This window comes from Rhizobium sp. 268 (assembly GCF_036571585.1).
Lineage (GTDB): Bacteria > Pseudomonadota > Alphaproteobacteria > Rhizobiales > Rhizobiaceae > Rhizobium > Rhizobium redzepovicii.
Genome location: NZ_JAPPSO010000009.1, coordinates 52,168 through 70,617 on the forward strand (window position 1 = coordinate 52,168; position 18,450 = coordinate 70,617).

The window sequence follows — 18,450 nt, forward strand, 5'->3', positions numbered from 1 at the left end:
GAAGAACTTTCGAAAAATAACGATGACAACGCAATAATCTCCGAAAAATCGCGTTTCGGCAAATCGTCTTTGCAAGGACATTTCATCGCCTTGGTGGTTGGATTCATCATCCGAGGAGATCCGCGGTTGCGGGATGACAGGAGAGGAACGCCAATGCGTGTCGGTTGCCCGAAGGAAATCAAGAATCATGAATATCGCGTCGGCCTGACGCCGGCTTCGGTGCGCGAATACGTCGCCCATGGCCACGAGGTCTGGGTGGAAACCAAGGCGGGCGCCGGGATCGGCGCCGATGACGCCGCCTATGCCGCGGCTGGCGCGAAGATTGCCGCCTCCGCCAAGGATATCTTCGAAAAATGCGACATGATCGTCAAGGTGAAGGAGCCGCAACCCTCAGAATGGGCGCAGCTGCGCGACGGTCAGCTTCTCTATACCTATCTGCATCTGGCGCCCGATCCTGAACAGACCAAGGGTCTGATCGCCTCCGGCGTCACCGCAATCGCCTATGAAACGGTTACCGACGAGCGCGGCGGCCTGCCGCTGCTGGCACCGATGTCGGAGGTCGCCGGTCGCCTGTCGATCCAGGCGGGCGCGACCGCCCTGCAGAAAGCCAATGGCGGCCTCGGCGTCCTGCTCGGCGGCGTGCCGGGCGTGCTGCCGGGCAAGGTCGCGGTTATCGGAGGCGGCGTCGTCGGTCTGCATGCCGCCAGGATGGCCGCCGGCCTCGGCGCCGATGTCAGCATCCTCGACAGGTCGCTGCCGCGCCTTCGCCAGCTCGACGACATCTTCTCAGGCCGCGTTCACACCCGTTATTCCAGCATCCAGGCATTGGAGGAGGAGGTCTTCTCGGCCGATCTCATCATCGGCGCCGTGCTGATCCCCGGTGCGGCTGCGCCGAAGCTCGTCACTCGCGAGATGCTGTCCGGCATGAAGAAAGGCTCCGTCATTGTTGACGTCGCCATCGACCAGGGCGGCTGCTTCGAGACCTCACATGCAACCACCCATTCCGACCCGACCTATGAGGTCGATGGCGTGGTGCATTATTGCGTCGCCAACATGCCGGGTGCTGTTCCCGTCACCTCGGCGCATGCGCTGAACAATGCCACGCTCGTCCACGGCCTGGCGCTTGCCGATCGCGGCCTGCGTGCCGTCGCCGAAGACAAGCATCTGAGGAACGGCCTCAACGTCCACAAGGGCCGCATCACCAACAAGCCGGTCGCCGACGCACTTGGCTACGAAGCCTTTGCGCCGGAGAGCGTGCTGAACGTAGCGTAAGCTAGCTGACTCTAGGTGACGACTTACTGCGCTATTTTCGGCCGGCAGGGCGGTATCCGAAGGGATGCCGCCTTCTTTGTATGACGGCGCACCTGTAATCGAACCGCGACCGTTGGCGGCGTTGGGGCTATGCTTTTCCTCGTCACGCAGCGCGACGAGTTGTGTCCCGCCCGATCAGTTGCCATCGTATCATGCCGATGGGCAGTCGCCATCCAAACGGAGCAGCAATGACGGTTGATAGTCGAGAGCAAACATCGCCGGTTCCGCTTCGAACATCACCTATCGGCCTCGAAACATATATTGCCGGCAGGACACTTGTCAGCGGGGATGGACCAGCCTGGACTGATATATTCGTGCAGGTGTTTTCCCGCCTGAAGGTGCAACATCCCTTTCTTGTCCCAGCGGTCGCCGAGCCTCTCGTTGTTTGGGTGATCTCAGGTCAGGCATGTGTCGAGGAACGCGATCTGGGCGGGGAGTGGGAGGCCAATACAGTCAGAGTCGGGGACTTTTTTCTGACGCGGTCGCCTACGCCATACGAAATGCGCTGGCACGCCGAGGGAGACGAACCTTTCCAGGTAATGCATCTCTATCTCTCCGTTCCGTTGTTTGACCGGGTGGCGGAAGGGGTTCTCGGCAAGGCTGCCAGCGCCATGCGCCTGCGCGACATATCGGGTGGCCGCGACCAACATCTCTCCAGCATGCTGGAACTGATCCATGCTGAACTGACGGCAGAAGGGCAGGGAAGTCGGCTCTTCGTGCAGGGATTGGCGCAGACGCTCGCTGTTCACCTTATCCGACAATATGCAACATTCGACGCAGAGGCACGGCCGTCAAATGCCCTCCCGGGCGCCAAGCTACGGCGGGCGATCGCATTCATGGAAGCCAACCTTGAAGAGCCGTTTGATCTCGCACGTCTGGCGCAAACGGCCGGCATGAGCGCTTTTCACTTCAGCCGCCTCTTCAAGAAGGCCACCGGCCTCTCTCCATCCCATTATTTCATTCGCCAACGCATAGCCAAAGCCCAGCAACTTCTGCAGGAAACCAGCACCAGCATCATCGAGATCGGCATGTCCGTGGGGTATTCGAGCCCTAGCCATTTTGCTCAGATTTTCCGCCGGGAGGCTGGCGTCTCCCCCAGCGACTACCGTCGCAGCTAAAGCGCGTCGCGATCTTTTTCAGATTCGCTCATTGCGCTTTAGGTCTCAGTTTCTACGCATGTCGTTGTCGCAAAACCGCTGCACACTTTTGTGCGACATGCTTTAGCATTTCAGCTTGGTCCTTGCGGATTTGAGCAAGATCCCGACAGGTCTCGCAAGGTCCCGAGAGAGGGATCGATCACTCCTCTTTATGTTCCTCCTTGTCGAACATGACCGTCCTTTCGGTTGGAAGGGCGCCTAGTCAAGGAGATAAACCATGACGAATATCAATGGAAAAATCGCGCTGGTCACCGGCGCCTCGAGCGGCATCGGTGCCGCTACCGCGTTGAAGCTCGCCGAGGCCGGCGCAAAGGTCGGTATCGCCGCCCGTCGCACCGACAAACTTGAAGGCCTCCAAAAGGAGATCGCTTCTGGGGGCGGTGAAGCCCTCGTCATCGAAATGGACGTGGTCGATCCAGCCTCCGTCGAAGCCGGCGTCAAAAAGCTGGTGGGTGCCTATGGTTCGATCGACATTCTCGTCAACAATGCTGGCCTGATGCCGCTTTCGGATGTGGATCAGTTCAAAGTCGACGAATGGCACCGGATGGTCGACGTCAATGTGAAAGGCCTGCTGAACACCACTGCTGCAGTTCTGCCGCAGATGATCAATCAACATTCGGGCCACATCTTCAACATGTCGTCGATTGCTGGCCGCAAGGTCTTCAAAGGCCTGTCGGTTTATTGCGCCACCAAACATGCGGTGGCCGCGTTCTCCGATGGCCTGCGCATGGAAGTGGGCCAGAAGCACAACATTCGGGTGACTTGCATCCAGCCAGGCGCCGTGGCGACCGAGCTGTATGATCACATCACGGAGCCTGGCTATATCAAGCAGATGGACGACCTTGCCAAGCAGATGACGTTCCTGCAGGGCGCAGATATCGGCGACACCATCGTCTTCGCGGCGCAGGCGCCTGCCCATGTGAATGTCGCGGAACTCTTCGTTCTGCCGGTCGAACAGGGCTGGTAACCACACCAGAAGGTCTTTCAGCTTCCCCGCATACATGCGGGGAAGAGACTCGCGAAGGAGCCGGACGATGAATGAGATTTCCGCTTCCCAGACCTATCGCCTGCTCTAACCCGGTCCGATCGTTCTTGTGACGACGAGCCTTGAGGGAACGCCCAATGTGATGACGATGGGTTTTCACATGATGATCCAGCATGCACCGCCGCTGATCGGTTGCGTCATCGGCCCTTGGGACTTCAGCCACCAGACCTTGAAAAAGACCGGCGAATGCGTGATCGCGATTCCAGCCGTCGATCTTGCCGAAACCGTGGTGGACATCGGTAATTGCTCCGGTGACACGGTGGACAAGTTCGAGCGGTTCAGCCTGAGGACTCGTCCAGCAAAGGATGTCGCGGCGCCGTTGCTGGTGGACTGCCTTGCCAATATCGAATGCCGTGTTGCCGATCCGAGCTTCGTCGAGCGATACAATCTCTTCATCCTCGAAGCAAAGAGGATCCGGATTGACGAGAGCCGCAAGGAACGACGGACCATGCATCATCGCGGTGACGGCAGCTTCACCGTGGATGGCAGCACACTCGATCTCCGGAAGCGCATGGTCAAGTGGCGGCACTTGCCATAAAGCGCGCCGCTGCACGCAAAAAAACATCCCTAAACTTCACATTGATTGAAAGGATATGAACATGTCCGCCTATCTCGTTGTCGATCTCGATATCCACGACCCCGAAGCCATTGCCGATTACCGCTCCAAGGCCCTGCCTCTGGTGGCAAAGGCCGGCGGCCGCCTCATTGCGCTCGATGACGCGCCGCTCGAACTCGAAGGCTGGCAGGCGACGAATATGCTGATCATCGAGTTTCACGATATGGATGCCATCCGTGGTCTCTTTGCATCGCCCGAATATGCGCCGCTCGCACACCAACGGCAGGCGGCCGCAGGTTCGCGGATCATTGCCTTGCGTGGCGTTTAATAGGATTCGAGGGTGCGCGATCCCGACAGCATTCGTCAGGGGAAACAGAAACCGCCTCGGCGATCACGGCAGAAGGAGCGCGCGGGCGAGTTGACGACTTCCTGTTGCGCTTCGCCCTCCGCCTATCAGGCGCCGGTTTCCGCCAGGACCGGCGCCTTTACCTTATCGATCCGGCATTGGAAGCAGTTGTTGCGCGCGGAACGCACATGCACATAGGCGATATCAGATCGTCCCAGCAGCTCTTTGCCATAGGCCGGAATATCGCCGATCTCAGTCACCGCGCCGGTACCGTAGACGATGCGGTCGTTCTCGCTGTAGCCGCGGACGATGAAGTCACGGCTCGTCGTCAGCATCGGCGGCATGATCTCTTCGGCGGCATAACGTGCGCAAGGCTGCTTGTGCAGGAAGACAGGGCCGGTTTCGGCATAGGGCTGCAGCTCGGGGAAGGGCCGGTAGGCAAAGACCAGCAACGCCTGGCCCGCATCGATATTCTGAAGGCAATGGCGGCAGGGATGGCCGGGACCATCGGAGACGATCGTCTCGGGCAGCCTGTCATAGGCGTCGCGGCCGCCGTTCCAGAGGCGTTCGGCGTCGGTCGTCGGCATGGCAACAAAACGAATGGCGGTCATGGCAGATCTCCTTTGTGATCGCCATGAAATGCACCTGTACGAGCGGGCAAGCCACCCGATTCTTGCCTGCGTCTGCATATGAGATCGCCGGAGAGTGAAAAGCGGAGTATCTTCTGGACGTACGTTGTCAGGCGAAAGGAGAAGGCCTTGGCCGACGTCGATCTGGCGCTGCTGGCGCAACAGAATGCAGAAATACTGGAAGAGCTGAGAGCCCTGCGGCGGGAAGTGGCGGAACTGAAGGAACAGTCGGGCCGCACGCTCGATTTCGAGCGCCGCAACGACCCGCGCCGCCCGAACAGCCTGACGCAGCGTTAACCAGTTCTGCCTACGTCAGGAAAGCATCCGTCAGCTTTTCCGCGCAAGCTCCAGAAGCTCCTTGTCGCTGAGCGGCCGGACGATGCCGGTACCGGTCGAAACGGGGGAGAAGCCGTACATCTGGTAGAGCTGCAGCGCACGCGGATGGTCGAGATTGTTGGTGGTGGTGGTGACCCGCTTCGGATTGAGCGACCAGATGGCATAGAGCGCCTGCAGCAGGAACCATTTGCCGATGCCGAGACCGAGCGCATGTTCGATCAGGCCGAAATGGCTGAGCTCGATCATATCCTCGTCTTCGCAGAAATATTCGTAGAAGCCGGCGGGTGCGCCGTTCACATAGAGAACGCTGATATTGTTGCGCTTGTCGTTCAGCGTCTCGGCAAGCTGCTCGTCGCTCATGCGCAACCGGTCCACCCATTGCCAACGCGCACCCACCTGCCGGTAGAGATAGCGGTAGAAGGGCAATGGGATCTCGGGAGCGCGCATGATCGCCGTCTGGATGTTGACGGGCACCGGCATGCTTGCCTTTGGCGGCGCCGTCATTTCGAGCCGGGTGATGTGAGCTTTCAGCGAAGCGGATGCCTTTCCCATGGCGATCAGACTTTGACCGGCGTCGGCGGACCGGTGACGATGGGCGTATCGTCACGGCTTCCCCATTCGCTCCACGAGCCGTCATAAAGCTTGTTGTCGTGATGGCCGAGCGATTCCAGCGCCAGCGTGATGATGGCGGCGGTGATTCCCGAGCCGCAGGACGTGACGACAGGCTTTGAAAGATCAATGCCGGCGTCCTCGATCGTCTGCCTGAGTTCGGGCAGCGACTTTAACCGGCCCTGGTTGGCGAAGACGCTGGATGGCAGGCTGCGAGCGCCGGGCATATGGCCGGAGCGCATGCCGGCACGCGGTTCGGGTTCGGCGGCTGCAAAGCGGCCGGCGCTGCGGGCATCGGCGATCTGCATCGCGCCGCTGGAGACGATGTCGCGCATCGTATCGAGCGTCACCACGCGGCTCTCGTCGAAATCGGGCGTGAAACGCGCCGACGAATAGCTGGGCAGGGTGGTTTCGAGCGGGCGGCCCTCGGCCTTCCAGCCGTCGAGACCGCCATCGAGCACGAAGACGTTCTTTGCGCCCATCACCCGGAACAGCCACCAGACGCGCGGCGAGGCGAACAGGCCGATGCCGTCATAGACGACGATGCGATCGTTCTCGCTGATGCCGAGCCGGCCGACTTCGGCGGCAAAATAATCGGCCGAGGGGATCGTGTGCGGCAGTGACGTCGAATGGTCGGCGATCTTGTCCTGGTCGAAGCGGATGGCGCCGGGAATATGGCCGGCCGCATATTCGGCATCGGCATCGCGTTTCTGCGCCGGCAGATAGAAGGAGGCGTCCACGACGCGCAGATCCGGCTTGCCGAGTTCGGCCTGCAGCCAGTCGGCCGATACGACGAAACGGCTTTTGGTCTCACTCATGATGCTCTCCCTTGATGGTCAGGCTTCGTCGCCGGGCGTGCCGAATCGGATGCGGAAGCGCCGATTTTCTTTGCCCTTCTTTTCGATCTTGGCGATATGGATCTGGCCGACTTCCTGTGTTTCCGAAACATGTGTGCCGCCGCAGGGCTGGCTGTCAATCGAGGAGTTCTCGCCGATGCAGACGAGGCTGACGCGCCCGAGCCCGATCGGCGGGCGCACATTCTTCGATTTGACGATGTCGGGAGTGGCTGCAAGCTCCTCGTCGGTAATCCATTGCAGATAGACCGGATGGTTCTCGCCGACCAGTTCCATCAGCTTGGCCGTCACTTCGTCCTTGTCGATCGTCTCGGCCATGTCGAAGTCGACACGGCTTTCCTCCTCGCCGACGGCAGCGCCGGTGATCGGATACGAGCAGACGACGGACAGCAGATGGCAGGCCGTGTGCATGCGCATCAGCCTGTAACGGCGCTGCCAGTCGACGTGCAGCACCAGCGTCTCGCCAACCAGAGGCCTCGGCTCGTTTTCGAGCGGCACGTGGATGACGATGTCCTTGCTCGGGCCGTGCTTCGTCTGGCCCAACACGATCTTGGTGCCGTCGGCGCGTTCAAGCTCGCCCGTATCACCCGGCTGGCCGCCTGATGTCGCATAGAAGCAGGTCTGGTCGAGTTCGATGCCCCCGTCTTCGTGGACGGCGGTGACGACCGCCTCGCATGTCGAGAGATAGAAGTCGTCACGATAGAGGGCATTGACGGGCATGGGGTCTCACGCGGGCTCGTAGGGAACGTTTATATCGGGCGAGTTGGCCATCCAGCCCGGAACGGGCAGTCCCTTCGAGGTCAGGAAATCCGGATTGAAGAGCTTCGACTGGTAGCGGTTGCCGTAGTCGCAGAGGATCGTCACCACCGTGTGGCCGGGTCCGAGATCCCGGGCGAGCTTGACCGCGCCGGCAATGTTGATCGCCGTCGAGCCACCGAGGCACAGGCCTTCGTTTTCGACGAGGTCGAAGAGATAGGGCAGCGCTTCGGCATCGGAGACCCGATAAGAGAAATCAGGCGTGAAGCCTTCGAGATTGGCGGTGATGCGGCCCTGGCCGATGCCCTCGGTGATCGAAGAGCCCTCGGATTTCAGCGCACCGTTCTGATAGAACTCATAAAGAGCAGCGCCGTCGGGATCGGCAATGCCGATCTTGACGTCCGCATTGAAAGCCTTGAGGCCGGCAGCGACGCCGGCCAGCGTGCCGCCGGAACCAACGGAGCAGATGAAGCCGTCGACCTTGCCGTCGGTATCGTTCCAGATTTCCCGAGCGGTGGTTTCGATATGCGCCTGGCGGTTGGCGACATTGTCGAATTGGTTCGCCCAGATCGCCCCGTTCGGCTCTGTTTTCGCCAGCTGCTCGGCGAGCCGCCCCGAGACCTTCACGTAGTTGTTCGGGTTCTTGTAGGGAACGGCGGGCACTTCGACGAGTTCAGCGCCGAGCAGTTTCAGCGCATCCTTCTTTTCCTGGCTCTGCGTTTCCGGAATGACGATGACGGTGCGGTAGCCGAGCGCCTTGGCGACCAGCGTCAGCCCGATGCCGGTATTGCCGGCCGTGCCTTCGACGATGAGGCCGCCGGGCCGAAGCAACCCTTTCCGTTCCGCGTCGCGGATGATGTAGAGCGCGGCACGATCCTTCACTGACTGGCCGGGGTTCAGGAACTCCGCCTTGCCGAGAATGGTGCAGCCGGTCGCCACCGACGCGCCCTTGAGTTTGATCAGGGGCGTATTGCCGATGGCTTCGAGGACGGAAGGGTGGAAGGTCATGGAATCTGCCTCTATTCGAACTCTTACTTTAGGAACGGTCTTTTCCCTTCACAAGGCTGCGTTGGCAAGAAATGCTATTCCACGCCCCTGTCGGGCACGATAAAATTTGGCCTTCCTCCCCCGAAATGATGAATGGCCCGCAATCCCGCCATGCGTGGGGTGATCCGAAGATTGACTTTCCCCGTACGGATGACGACAAAGCGAAAACGGAGCGCGGCAACAGGGCGTGACCGAAACCGGTATGATTCACGAGCAGATCGACACGATCGATGCATTGATGGCGCATTATGTCGCCGGTTCCTTGCCCGAGCCGGCGCGGGTGCTGGTACGATCCCATCTCGAAATGAAGCCCGACAATCACAGCCTGGTGGACAGCCTCGAATTGCTGGCTGGGGAGGCGCTGGAAAGCGCTGGTGAAACCGCCATTGCCGACCGCGACCGGCAGCTTCAGGCAATCTTTTCCTCTGCCGCTCCGGTCGCAGCGCAGCAGGCGGCCAAACGGCCGGAAAATGCGCTCTTTCCACAAGCGCTGCGCGATTTCGTCGGCTTCGAGGTCGAGGACGTGCCGTGGCGCAAGCGGTTGCCGGGTTTCAAGGAATATTCCCTCGAATTCGACGGCTGCGAGGTCAACCTGATGTGGATCCGCCCGGGCCGCGCTTTGCCGGCGCACACCCACAAAGGCATGGAACTGATCCTCATCCTAGACGGCGCCTTCAACGATGAACGCGGCCGTTTCGGCCCCGGCGACATCTCCATTGCCGACGAGACGGTCGACCATCGGCCGGTCGCCGAAAAGGATAGGCCCTGCATCGCCTTTGCCGTTTCGGACGGGCCGGTGAAGCTCACCGGATCCCTTCGTCAGATGATCGGCGACCTGATCGGCTGAAAGCAGCCACAATGGTGTGATAGAGCCGTAAATCCGGGAAGAGAAGGGAACTTTCCGGACCTGTTTTCGGTTGGTCAGGCAGAACCGGAGGAACATGTCATGCGTGATTTCACCGCCCGTCCCGAAGATGGACTCGTCTGGATCTCGGGTGCGAGTTCCGGCATCGGCCGCGCGCTTGCACTGAAGCTTGCCGACGAAGGATACAAGGTCGCCGTCACCGCCCGAAGCCATGAAAAGCTGGTCGAACTGCAGGCCGAGGCCAGCGGCCTTGCGGGCAGCATCGTCGTTCTCGATGGCGACGTCACCGATGCCGAGGACATGGAGCATATCATGGCCTCCATCGAATATGAGCACGGCACGCTCGGCATGGCGATCCTCAATGCCGGCGTCTATCTGCCTGTTCATGCTGAGGACCTGAACCGCGCCGATTTCGAAAAGAGCTTCGCCGTCAATCTCTCCGGCGTCGTCAACTGTCTGTTGCCGGCAGTCCGCCATATGAAGGCGAAAGGGCAGGGACAGATCGCCATCGTCTCCTCCGTCACCGGCTATGGCGGCCTGCCGACGGGCGCTGCCTACGGTGCCACCAAAGCGGCGCTGATCAATATGGCCGAAAGCCTGAAATTCGATCTCGACAAGATGGGCATCCGCATCCAGCTCATCTGCCCGGGCTTCGTCGACACACCGGCGACGCGGAAGAACGCCTTTCCCATGCCGTCCCTGGTGTCGACCGACGAAGCCGCCCGGCAGATTGCCGCCGGGCTGAAATCGCAGGCCTTCGAGATCTCCTTCCCCAGGCGCTTCACCATGATGCTGAAGCTTGCGCGCATGCTTCCCTACAGCGTCTATTTCATGCTGGTGAACCGCGTGACCGGCTGGCGCGAGCGGCCGTCATCGGCTGGTCACCATCCGGCGACACCGCATCCGGCGGAATGATCAGCTGCGCGAGAACACCACTTGGCGCACATCGATATTGCGGGCGCGGAAGCCGGCCTCGCAATAGAACAGATAGAATTCCCAGAGCCGCTTGAAACGCTCGTCGAAGCCCATCGGGCGGATGCGCTCCCAGACCGACCAGAAGCGTTCGCGCCATTCGGCAAGCGTGCGGGCATAGTCGAGCCCGAAGCCGAAGTCCCTGACCAGTGACAAGTCGACCTTGCCGGCAAGTTCCGCCAGATGGTTGCGCGTCGGCAGCATGCCGCCGGGAAAGACATATTTCTGTATGAAGTCGGGGTTGCTGCGATACTGGTCGAAGGCCTCCGGCCGGATCGTGATGATCTGCAGGCCGGCCTTGCCGCCCGGCTTCAGACATTGCCGGAGCTTGGAGAAATAGGACGGCCAGTATTTCTCGCCGACCGCTTCGAACATCTCGATCGAGACGATCCGGTCGTAAAGCCCGGTCTCGTCGCGGTAATCCTGGAAACGGAATTCGACACGGTCGCCGAGACCGGCCTTGCGGATGCGCTCCTCGGCAAAGGCCAACTGCTCGCGGCTGATCGTCAGCCCGGTCACCTTGCAGTTCAGTTCGCCTGCTGCAAATTCGGCAAACCCGCCCCAGCCGCAGCCGATCTCCAGCACGTGATCGCCGGGCCTGATGCCGGTCGCCTCGGCAAGCGCGCGGTATTTGGCATTCTGCGCCGATTGCAGGTCGTTGGCCCCTGTCGAATAGAGCGCGGAGGAATAGGTCATGCTCGGATCGAGCCACTGCCTGTAGAAATCGTTGCCGAGATCGTAATGGGCGGAAATGTTACGCTTCGATCCCGTCTTGGTATTGGTGTTCATCCAATGGCGGACGCGCTCGACGAGGCGGCCAATGCCGCCCTTGCCATTGGCATAGCTGTAGACGGCTTCGCCGTTGACGAGGAAAAGTTCGAGGAAGGCGGCGATGTCGGGGCTGTCCCAGTCGCCGTCCATATAGGTTTCGGCAACCCCGATCGTGCCACTCGTCAGGGCCCGATAGGCAAGGTTCCAGTTGTTGAGGCTGAGAGCCGCCTTCGGCCCGGCCTGCTTGCCCTCGATCAGCAGCCTGCGGCCGTCGGGCAGGGTGACTGCAAGCGAGCCGTGCTGCATGCGCAGAAGTCCGCGCAGCGCCAGCTTCGCCTTGAACGGCAGCCCCTTCACCAGACGGGATATATTTTCGGCCGTCAGCGTCACCGCGTCACGGGCCAGTACATTCCAATCCTGCGCCTTGCTCATCTTTCCTCCTCCAGCATTTTCTTGCCGGTTAGGGACGACGATACATCCGTGACGATGTTCGGGCGGCCTCCGGCCATTATTCGGCAAGGCTACTGCATAATTTCCTCAATCGGAAATCGAATTAAGGAAAAATTATGCAGCCGTTCAAAGCGCTGCAGCGCTTTTGCGCGTCGTGTCGGAACGCCCGGCGCTGCAAGGTCATTCCGCGGTGTCCGCAAGCGGCCGGGGCCGGTGAATGCTGACGGCAGGCGGAGGCGCCGGACGGCTGATATAACGCGCGCCCTTCAGCCACAGTTTCAGCGCTTCCCAATGGATGCCGGCCACGATCTTGAAGGGGAGGAAAGGGATGAGCGCCGTCAGCCGAAGCAGCGCGGCGCTTGTCAACTGCAGCCGCCGTCCTGAGAATGTCGCCGCAAGCAGCGGCCCTTCGCCGTCGGTTTCGAGGATGCGCCAGCGGATTTCCGCGCCAGGCGGCAGCATGCGGAAGTGATAGCGCGCCGCTATGCCGATGAAGGGCGAGACGTGGAAGAGCTTGTCGCAGCTCTGACGGAGCCCGCCGTCCGACATTTCACCATCACTGAGGGGACAGACGTAACTGTGTCGCTCGCCGAAAGTGTTGCGCACCTCGTAGATCATCGCGACGAGGGCGCCGCCGCCATCATAGGCGTGATAGACGGAGATCGGGTTGAAGACATAGCCGAGAATGCGGGGATAGCAGACAAGCAATATCCTTGCCGCGCGATCGAGCCCGGCCTCAGCGAGCAGCCGGTCGGCATAGGCGCGCAGCGGCGTGTTCGCCGTGTCGGCATGGTCATTTTCATGAAACGAGACGAGATTGCGACCGTTGACGGAAAACAGCGCCGACAGCCGATCGGCTGCTTCAAGCCGATCGAGATCGACGAGCAGGGAGAAGACGCGGTAGCGGAAACGATGACCGAAGGGTTTCAGGCGTTGATGCATGATGTCGCCGACATAGAGCGCGGCCGCCGCATCCGGCGCAGCGCCGTTGCCGCTCATGCTGACGCCGCGCTTTTTGCCTCGTCCGCTCATGCCGCTGCATCCGGTTGCGGTTGCCGGCTTCGCGCCGTTCGCCAGGGAATGATGCCACCCAGCGCCTCGGCTGCCGCCAGGCCGGAAACCAGGCCATCCTCATGAAATCCATATCCCATCCAGGCGCCGGCGAAATGGCAATGGTTCTCACCCTGGATGGCGGCGAGCGCCCGCTGCGCCGCCATGGCATCAGCCGAAAATTGCGGATGCTCATAGGTGAATTCCGCAAATACCATGCGGGGATCCGGCTCGCGGTCGGGATTGAGCGTGACGAACAACGGCAAACCATCGTCGATGCCCTGCAGCCGGTTCATCCAATAGGTGACGGCGACACCCGCCTTGCCATCCTCCCGGCTGGAGCGCAGATAGTTCCACGAGGCCCAGACCTTGCGCCGCTGCGGCATCAGCCTTTGGTCGCGGTGCAGGACGACGCGGTTCGGCTGGTAGGGAATGGCGGCAAGCAGCAGCCGTTCCCGGTCGGTGGCATCGATGAGCAGGCGTGCCGTCTGATCGCTGTGGCAGGCAAGGATCACCTTGTCGAAGGCACGCTGGCTGCCGGTCTCGTCGATAAGCGTGACGCCGTTCTCCGAACGGATCACCCCGCGTATGCCGCAGGACAGTTTCACCCGTCCGCCGAGCGGCTGCAGCAGCCGGTCGAGATAGCTGCGGCTGCCGCCGGTCACCGTCCGCCATTGGTGCTGGCGGTGATAGATCAGCCGGTGATTGTCGAAGAAATTGACGAAATATTCGGCCGGGAACTGCAGCATGCGGGCCGACGGTGTCGACCAGATCGCCGCCGCCATCGGCACGAGATAATTGTTGGTAAAGCCGGGCGAGAAGCCGCGCCAGTCGAGATAATTGCCGATCGAGCGCGAGGCGAGGTGACCGGCGGCCCGGTCTTCGAGGCAGGTGCGGTTGAAGCGCAGGATCTCGCGGATCATCCACAGGAACGACGGCCGCAGCAGGTTGCGCTTCTGCGCGAAGATCGAGGACAGCCCGCCGCCGCTCCATTCCAGCCTGCCGCGGTCGAGCGAGAGCGAAAAACTCATGTCGCTTGCATGGGTGGCGATGCCGAGTTCGGCAAAGAGGGCCGTCAGGTTCGGATAATTCGGTTCGTTATAGACGATGAAGCCGGTATCGACCGCAATCCGAACACCGTCATAATCGACGTCGACCGTCGCCGTATGGCCGCCCGCCCGCGCCTGGCTCTCGTAGAGCGTTACGTCGTGCACGGGGTCGAGCGCCCAGGCCGCCGAGGCGCCGGAGATGCCGGAGCCGATGACGGCGATCTTCAGCCGGCGCGAGGCGGGGCGGAAATGCGCGTTCATGCGGCGTCCTTTGTGGCTTTGTAAGCGGCGAGCGCTCGGTCGCGGGCGCTGGCATGGTCGACGATCGGTTTCGGATAGGTCTGCCCGAGGATGATGCCGGCCTCGTCGAGCGCGCTCTTCGGCGCCTCGAACGGCCGGTGAATGTATTTTACCCCGAGCCGTTGAAGTTCCGGCACATGAGCTCTGACATAGTCGCCGTCGGGATCGAAAGTCTCGCCCTGCAGCATCGGATTGAAGATGCGGAAGAAGGGTGAAGCGTCGGCTCCCGAGCCCGCCACCCATTGCCAGCTTGCCGCGTTGTTGGCGGGATCGGCATCGACCAGCGTATCGCGGAACCAGGCCTCGCCGTCGCGCCAGTCGATCATCAGATCCTTGATGAGAAAGGAGGCGACGATCATGCGCACCCGATTGTGCATCCAGCCGTGACGCCAGAGCTGGCGCATGCCGGCATCGACGATCGGGTAGCCGGTCATGCCACGGCGCCACGCCTCGAAATCGCCGTCGTCGTAGCGCCATTTGAAGCCGTCGAAACGATCGTTCCAGTTCTCCGAGGCAAGACGCGGGAAATGGAAAAGCAGGTGGTAGGAGAATTCCCGCCAGGCGATCTCCTTGCGGAAATGCACGATGTCGGCCGCCGGCACCCGGTTCGACAGACCGCGCGTAGCATCCCAGATGCGGGCAGGGGAGATTTCGCCGAGCGCCAGATGCGGCGACAGCATCGAGGTCGCCGGTTTCGCAGGATAGTCGCGGTTTTCCTTGTAGCCCTTGAGTTCTTCCTCGACGAAGGCGCTGAGCCTCTCTCTTGCGCCTTGCTCGCCCGGCGTCCAGAGATCGGTAAAGTCCTTCGCCCAGTCCGGCTTTGTCGGCAGCAGTTTCCAGCTCTTCAATGTTTCCGATGCCGGACGCTGCGATGCCAGCCGCAGCTTCGCCGGCGCCTCTAGCGGCGGCTCGGCTTCGCCCGCACCCTCCAGCGCGCGCCAGAACGGCGTATAGACCCGATAGGGCGTGCCACTGCCGGTCATCAGCCTGGACGGTTCGTGCAGCAGCTGGCCGCCGAAACTTCTCGCCTCGATCGCCTGTTTTTCCAATTCCTGCTTGATGTGGGTGTCGACCGAAATGCCCGAGGGATCGTATCGCCGGTTCCAGAAAACGGCTTTGGCACCGCTCTTTTTGATGACGGCGCGGAGCACCTCCAGCGCTTCTCCGCTGGCAAGCACCAGCCTGCCCTGCCGCTCGTGCAATGATCGATCAAGCGCTTCCAGCGAATGATGCAGCCACCAGGCCTGCGCAGCGCCGAGCGGACCCGTGCCGGCTGACGCCGGCTCGTTGATATAAAGGGGGATGATCGGTCGCCCGGAGAGATGGGCGGCATTCAGCGCCTGATTGTCGTCAAGGCGCAAATCCCTGCGAAACCATAAAATGACAGGTTTTATCGCGTCCTTTGCCAATGAAGCCATTCCCTGCTCTTGTCTTTGCACCCTGCTACGGATGTACGGAACGCTCGGATCAAAAGTTTCATCGGAGGGAAAGCTTTTCATCGTGGTGGCGACGACATGAAAAAGGCCGGCGTGAACCGGCCTTTTCCAAATGTGGCGCGCGTTCGCGCGACATGTAGGGAGCGAAAGTGCCTGTCAGTTGTCGTATTCGCGGCAGGCTTCGCTGATCGAGGCGCCGCTTTCGCCGCCGCGTGTATCGACGCCCGACCTCTGCTGCGGCATGCCGGCGCATTCCATCGTTTGCGGCTGGCCGATGCTCTGTGTTGTCATCGGATCAACCGGCGCGACGCGCACCGGATACATGCCGTTGTTACTGTTGGTGTAATCGGATGAATAGCTACCCGAACTCGGATCGGTCGAGCCGCCGTTGGTCGGCCCGATCGGATCGGGATTCGACTGGGCAAAGGCTGACGATGCCATGCCGATCGCAAGCAGCGAAGCGGCGATAAGGGATTTGTTCATGAGGATATCCTCCTTTGATTTTCATCTTGGATGACCCTGGGGTAACCGCCTGCCGGAATCATTGTTCCGAAAATTGCGAAAAATCTGCACGCAGGCCTTGCATGGTTACGCATAAACCTTAACGGCGGAAGCTGCTGGATCGCCTCTGCCACCTGCCTTAGTGCATGACGAAACGCCAATCCGCAGCATGAGGCCGCAATGTTCGTTTCCCCGCGCGAGGCCGCAGATCTCGGTCTGCAGATTGCCCTTGCACTCGCCCTGACGGCCAGTGGCATGGCAATCGCGTCCTCTGCCATGGGCCGCGAGAAGGCCGGCATATCAGCGATCGACGTCGGCCGCCCCTCGTTGTGGACTGCCATTCCGACGCGTATCGATCCGACGACACAGGCCTATCTGCGCGCCGACGCGCGGGCCGGGCCGGAACTTGCCGCCAGCGCCGAACAGCCCTGCCATGACCCGATTGGCCTGCGCCTCTCCTGCAATTTGATTGCCACCAGCAGCACAGCCTTTTAGAGCAATTCCAGCAAAACTGTGTAGCGGTTTTGGCGACGATCTCTGCGCTTCACCGCTAACGGCTGGCGCTCGATAGCTGCACGGGCAGGATCGTCGATGCCTTGATGTCCTTCAGCACGAACATCGTATGCATCTCCTTGATGCCGGGCAGGCGACGGATCACCGTCATGGCGAATTCGGCATAATTGTCGAGATCGGCAGCGACCACCTGCAGCAGGAAATCGGCCTCACCGGCAACGGAATAGCAGGCGATGACCGCCTCCAGTTCGCCGACCTCGCGCTCGAAGCGCTGGGCCTCGTCATGGGAATGCGTGTCGATCTGCACACGCACGAAGGCGAGGACGCCGAGGCCGACGGCGCGACGATCGACGAGAGCCTGATAGCCGCGGATGACACCGGCCTCTTCAAGCCGTTTTACTCTGCGCCAGCAGGGCGAGGTCGACATCCCCACGCGTTCCGCAAGTTCCTGGTTCGTCAGCCGTCCCTCGCTCTGGAGCGCCTTCAAAATTCGGATATCTCCCGGCTCGAATTCCATGATCGGTAAATCCTTTCTAGCTTCATCGATAGATAGGAAGATCCTACCAAAATCGCCCGGGTCGCGACAGGAATAGGCAGGATATTTCTATGCCTTACGATAGGTTGGGAAAACCGAACCAAGCGTGGAGAATGAGGGATGACGGGTGAGGATTGGCGTGTCGCAGTGATTGTCGAGCCGGCGCTGCCGACCGGCGAACTCGCCAATACAATCGCAGTGCTGTCGATCGGCCTCGGCGCTGCGGCGCCGGCGCTTGCCGGCGCGCAATTGACCGACCTGACCGGCCGGATATTTCATGTCAGTGCCAACAAGCCGGTCCCGGTGCTGCAGGCGGCGGCCGCCGATCTGAGATCGCTGTTGCACAAGGCGTTGCCGGCGCCCGATGGCGCACTGGTCGTGCCATTCCCGCGTTTTGCCCGCGCCCTGCATGTCTATGCCGATTATGAGGCTTCGATACCAGCGCGCGACCTCTCCTCGGAAATCATCGACGGCATCGGGCTCGCCGGCCCGACGAAGTGGATCCGTTCGCTGACTGGCTCGCTGAAGCTGCTGCGTTGATGCGTGCAGGCAGGGCTTGCCGCCTGGTATAGCTGACCTGTCCCGGCGAAAGCTTGCAAAAGGCGATGATTTGCCGCTTCATCGGGCGATAGCGACCACCGTCCGACTCTTTTCCTGAAGGATTCAGCCTTTTGTCCCAACCGATGCCCCGCGGCTTCGAGAAGCCTTATGCCGCCTTCCTGTTCGATATGGACGGCACCATCCTCAATTCCATCCGTGCTGCCGAACGTGTCTGGAGCGACTGGGCAAGGCGTCAGGGGCTCGATGTCGCCGACTTTCTGCCGAAGATGCATGGATCGCGCGGCGTCGACACGATCGCCCGGCTGAACCTGCCGGGCGTCGATCCCGAACATGAAGCCAGGCTGGTGACCGAGGCCGAGATCGCCGATGTCGGCGATGTCGTTGCCATTTCGGGTGCCGCGGCATTCCTGAGCTCGCTGCCGCCGGATCGCTGGGCGATCGTCACCTCTTCGCCCTTGCGTCTTGCCCACCGGCGGCTGGAGGCGGCGGGCCTGTCGCTGCCGAAATTCATGGTGACGGCTGAGGATGTGAAGGTCGGAAAACCCGATCCGCAATGTTATATTCTCGGCGCCGAACGCCTCGGCGTCAGCACCCAGGACTGCCTGGTGTTCGAGGATGTCGCCGCCGGCATTACTGCCGGCGAGGCGGCGGGCGCCGATGTCATGGTCGTCACGGCAACCCATCATGACAAGATGGAAACGCCGCACCCGACCTTCGCATCCTATGACGAGATCTCGGTCCGCATCTCAGCTGACCACAAGATGTTTATCGTGCCGAACGCGGCCTGACATCAGCCGCGTT

The 18,450-nt window shown here is 61.2% G+C and carries 22 protein-coding genes; 11 read left to right on the plus strand and 11 right to left on the minus strand.

Annotation, left to right across the window (positions count from 1 at the left end):
- Positions 1-153: 153 nt before the first annotated feature.
- The 5 genes from ald to OS035_RS18455 all read left to right on the plus strand — a co-directional run bounded on the left by ald (position 154) and on the right by OS035_RS18455 (position 4,397).
- Entirely contained in the window at positions 154-1,272 is a 1,119-nt protein-coding gene (gene ald, locus OS035_RS18435; RefSeq protein ID WP_097625237.1) for an alanine dehydrogenase, read from the plus strand.
- A gap of 227 nt (positions 1,273-1,499) precedes the next feature.
- Positions 1,500-2,429, plus strand: coding sequence for a helix-turn-helix domain-containing protein (locus OS035_RS18440; RefSeq protein WP_097625238.1), 930 nt, complete (start codon positions 1,500-1,502; stop codon positions 2,427-2,429).
- A 256-nt stretch (positions 2,430-2,685) separates the two neighbouring features.
- Positions 2,686-3,435: an SDR family oxidoreductase gene (locus OS035_RS18445; protein ID WP_097625239.1), complete on the plus strand. Its 750-nt coding sequence runs from the start codon at positions 2,686-2,688 to the stop codon at positions 3,433-3,435.
- A gap of 118 nt (positions 3,436-3,553) precedes the next feature.
- A complete protein-coding gene (locus OS035_RS18450; protein WP_239620416.1) occupies positions 3,554-4,051 on the plus strand; it encodes a flavin reductase family protein in 498 nt (165 codons plus the stop codon).
- Between the two features lie 61 nt (positions 4,052-4,112).
- The gene (locus OS035_RS18455; protein ID WP_027684966.1) at positions 4,113-4,397 is read left to right on the plus strand and encodes a DUF1330 domain-containing protein; all 285 of its coding nucleotides are present in this window, start codon (positions 4,113-4,115) and stop codon (positions 4,395-4,397) included.
- A 125-nt stretch (positions 4,398-4,522) separates the two neighbouring features.
- Here OS035_RS18455 and OS035_RS18460 read toward each other — a convergent pair whose 3' ends face one another.
- On the minus strand, positions 4,523-5,026 hold the full coding sequence (locus OS035_RS18460; RefSeq protein ID WP_097625240.1) for a DUF1203 domain-containing protein: 504 nt from the start codon (positions 5,024-5,026) through the stop codon (positions 4,523-4,525).
- Positions 5,027-5,104: 78 nt separating this feature from the next.
- On the opposite strand from OS035_RS18460, the gene OS035_RS18465 reads away from it, so the two are divergent.
- A complete protein-coding gene (locus tag OS035_RS18465; RefSeq protein WP_183777757.1) occupies positions 5,105-5,341 on the plus strand; it encodes a hypothetical protein in 237 nt (78 codons plus the stop codon).
- 30 nt (positions 5,342-5,371) lie between these two features.
- Here the strand turns inward: OS035_RS18465 and OS035_RS18470 are convergent, their stop codons facing one another.
- Genes OS035_RS18470 through OS035_RS18485 form a run of 4 tightly spaced genes read right to left on the minus strand, consistent with a single transcriptional unit; the run spans position 5,372 to position 8,607 of the window.
- A complete protein-coding gene (locus OS035_RS18470; protein WP_131711709.1) occupies positions 5,372-5,932 on the minus strand; it encodes a GNAT family N-acetyltransferase in 561 nt (186 codons plus the stop codon).
- Between the two features lie 5 nt (positions 5,933-5,937).
- Positions 5,938-6,807, minus strand: coding sequence for a 3-mercaptopyruvate sulfurtransferase (sseA, locus tag OS035_RS18475; RefSeq protein ID WP_097625242.1), 870 nt, complete (start codon positions 6,805-6,807; stop codon positions 5,938-5,940).
- Positions 6,808-6,825: 18 nt separating this feature from the next.
- On the minus strand, positions 6,826-7,563 hold the full coding sequence (locus OS035_RS18480; protein ID WP_097625243.1) for an alanyl-tRNA editing protein: 738 nt from the start codon (positions 7,561-7,563) through the stop codon (positions 6,826-6,828).
- Between the two features lie 6 nt (positions 7,564-7,569).
- Positions 7,570-8,607 carry a cysteine synthase A gene (locus tag OS035_RS18485; RefSeq protein ID WP_097625244.1) on the minus strand — a complete coding sequence of 346 codons (1,038 nt, stop codon included), beginning with the start codon at positions 8,605-8,607 and terminating at the stop codon, positions 7,570-7,572.
- A gap of 226 nt (positions 8,608-8,833) precedes the next feature.
- Here OS035_RS18485 and OS035_RS18490 point away from each other — a divergent pair, with 226 nt between their 5' ends.
- Both OS035_RS18490 and OS035_RS18495 read left to right on the plus strand, forming a co-directional pair.
- A complete protein-coding gene (locus OS035_RS18490; RefSeq protein ID WP_179867100.1) occupies positions 8,834-9,493 on the plus strand; it encodes a ChrR family anti-sigma-E factor in 660 nt (219 codons plus the stop codon).
- 99 nt (positions 9,494-9,592) lie between these two features.
- Positions 9,593-10,426, plus strand: a complete 834-nt coding sequence (locus tag OS035_RS18495; RefSeq protein WP_097625246.1) for an SDR family NAD(P)-dependent oxidoreductase — start codon at positions 9,593-9,595, stop codon at positions 10,424-10,426.
- On the opposite strand, the gene OS035_RS18500 is transcribed toward OS035_RS18495, so the two are convergent.
- The 5 genes from OS035_RS18500 to OS035_RS18520 form a co-directional block, all read right to left on the minus strand.
- On the minus strand, positions 10,427-11,686 hold the full coding sequence (locus OS035_RS18500; protein ID WP_003587031.1) for an SAM-dependent methyltransferase: 1,260 nt from the start codon (positions 11,684-11,686) through the stop codon (positions 10,427-10,429).
- Positions 11,687-11,884: 198 nt separating this feature from the next.
- Positions 11,885-12,736, minus strand: a complete 852-nt coding sequence (locus OS035_RS18505) for a DUF1365 domain-containing protein (protein ID WP_097625247.1) — start codon at positions 12,734-12,736, stop codon at positions 11,885-11,887.
- Entirely contained in the window at positions 12,733-14,064 is a 1,332-nt protein-coding gene (locus tag OS035_RS18510; protein ID WP_097625248.1) for an NAD(P)/FAD-dependent oxidoreductase, read from the minus strand. Before OS035_RS18510 ends, OS035_RS18505 begins: the two co-directional genes overlap by 4 nt.
- Complete coding sequence (locus OS035_RS18515; protein WP_097625457.1) at positions 14,061-15,512, minus strand: cryptochrome/photolyase family protein; 1,452 nt, start codon at positions 15,510-15,512, stop codon at positions 14,061-14,063. The genes OS035_RS18510 and OS035_RS18515 overlap by 4 nt, the downstream gene beginning before the upstream one ends.
- Before the next feature lie 183 nt (positions 15,513-15,695).
- Positions 15,696-16,022, minus strand: a complete 327-nt coding sequence (locus tag OS035_RS18520) for a hypothetical protein (protein ID WP_097625249.1) — start codon at positions 16,020-16,022, stop codon at positions 15,696-15,698.
- 198 nt (positions 16,023-16,220) lie between these two features.
- On the opposite strand from OS035_RS18520, the gene OS035_RS18525 reads away from it, so the two are divergent.
- A complete protein-coding gene (locus OS035_RS18525) occupies positions 16,221-16,535 on the plus strand; it encodes a hypothetical protein (RefSeq protein WP_097625250.1) in 315 nt (104 codons plus the stop codon).
- 55 nt (positions 16,536-16,590) lie between these two features.
- Here OS035_RS18525 and OS035_RS18530 read toward each other — a convergent pair whose 3' ends face one another.
- Positions 16,591-17,070 carry an Lrp/AsnC family transcriptional regulator gene (locus OS035_RS18530; RefSeq protein WP_183777756.1) on the minus strand — a complete coding sequence of 160 codons (480 nt, stop codon included), beginning with the start codon at positions 17,068-17,070 and terminating at the stop codon, positions 16,591-16,593.
- A gap of 138 nt (positions 17,071-17,208) precedes the next feature.
- Between OS035_RS18530 and OS035_RS18535 the strand changes: the two genes are divergently transcribed.
- Both OS035_RS18535 and OS035_RS18540 read left to right on the plus strand, forming a co-directional pair.
- Positions 17,209-17,628: a DUF2000 domain-containing protein gene (locus OS035_RS18535; RefSeq protein WP_097625252.1), complete on the plus strand. Its 420-nt coding sequence runs from the start codon at positions 17,209-17,211 to the stop codon at positions 17,626-17,628.
- 131 nt (positions 17,629-17,759) lie between these two features.
- Complete coding sequence (locus OS035_RS18540) at positions 17,760-18,437, plus strand: HAD family hydrolase (RefSeq protein WP_183777755.1); 678 nt, start codon at positions 17,760-17,762, stop codon at positions 18,435-18,437.
- The last annotated feature ends 13 nt before the right edge of the window (positions 18,438-18,450 follow it).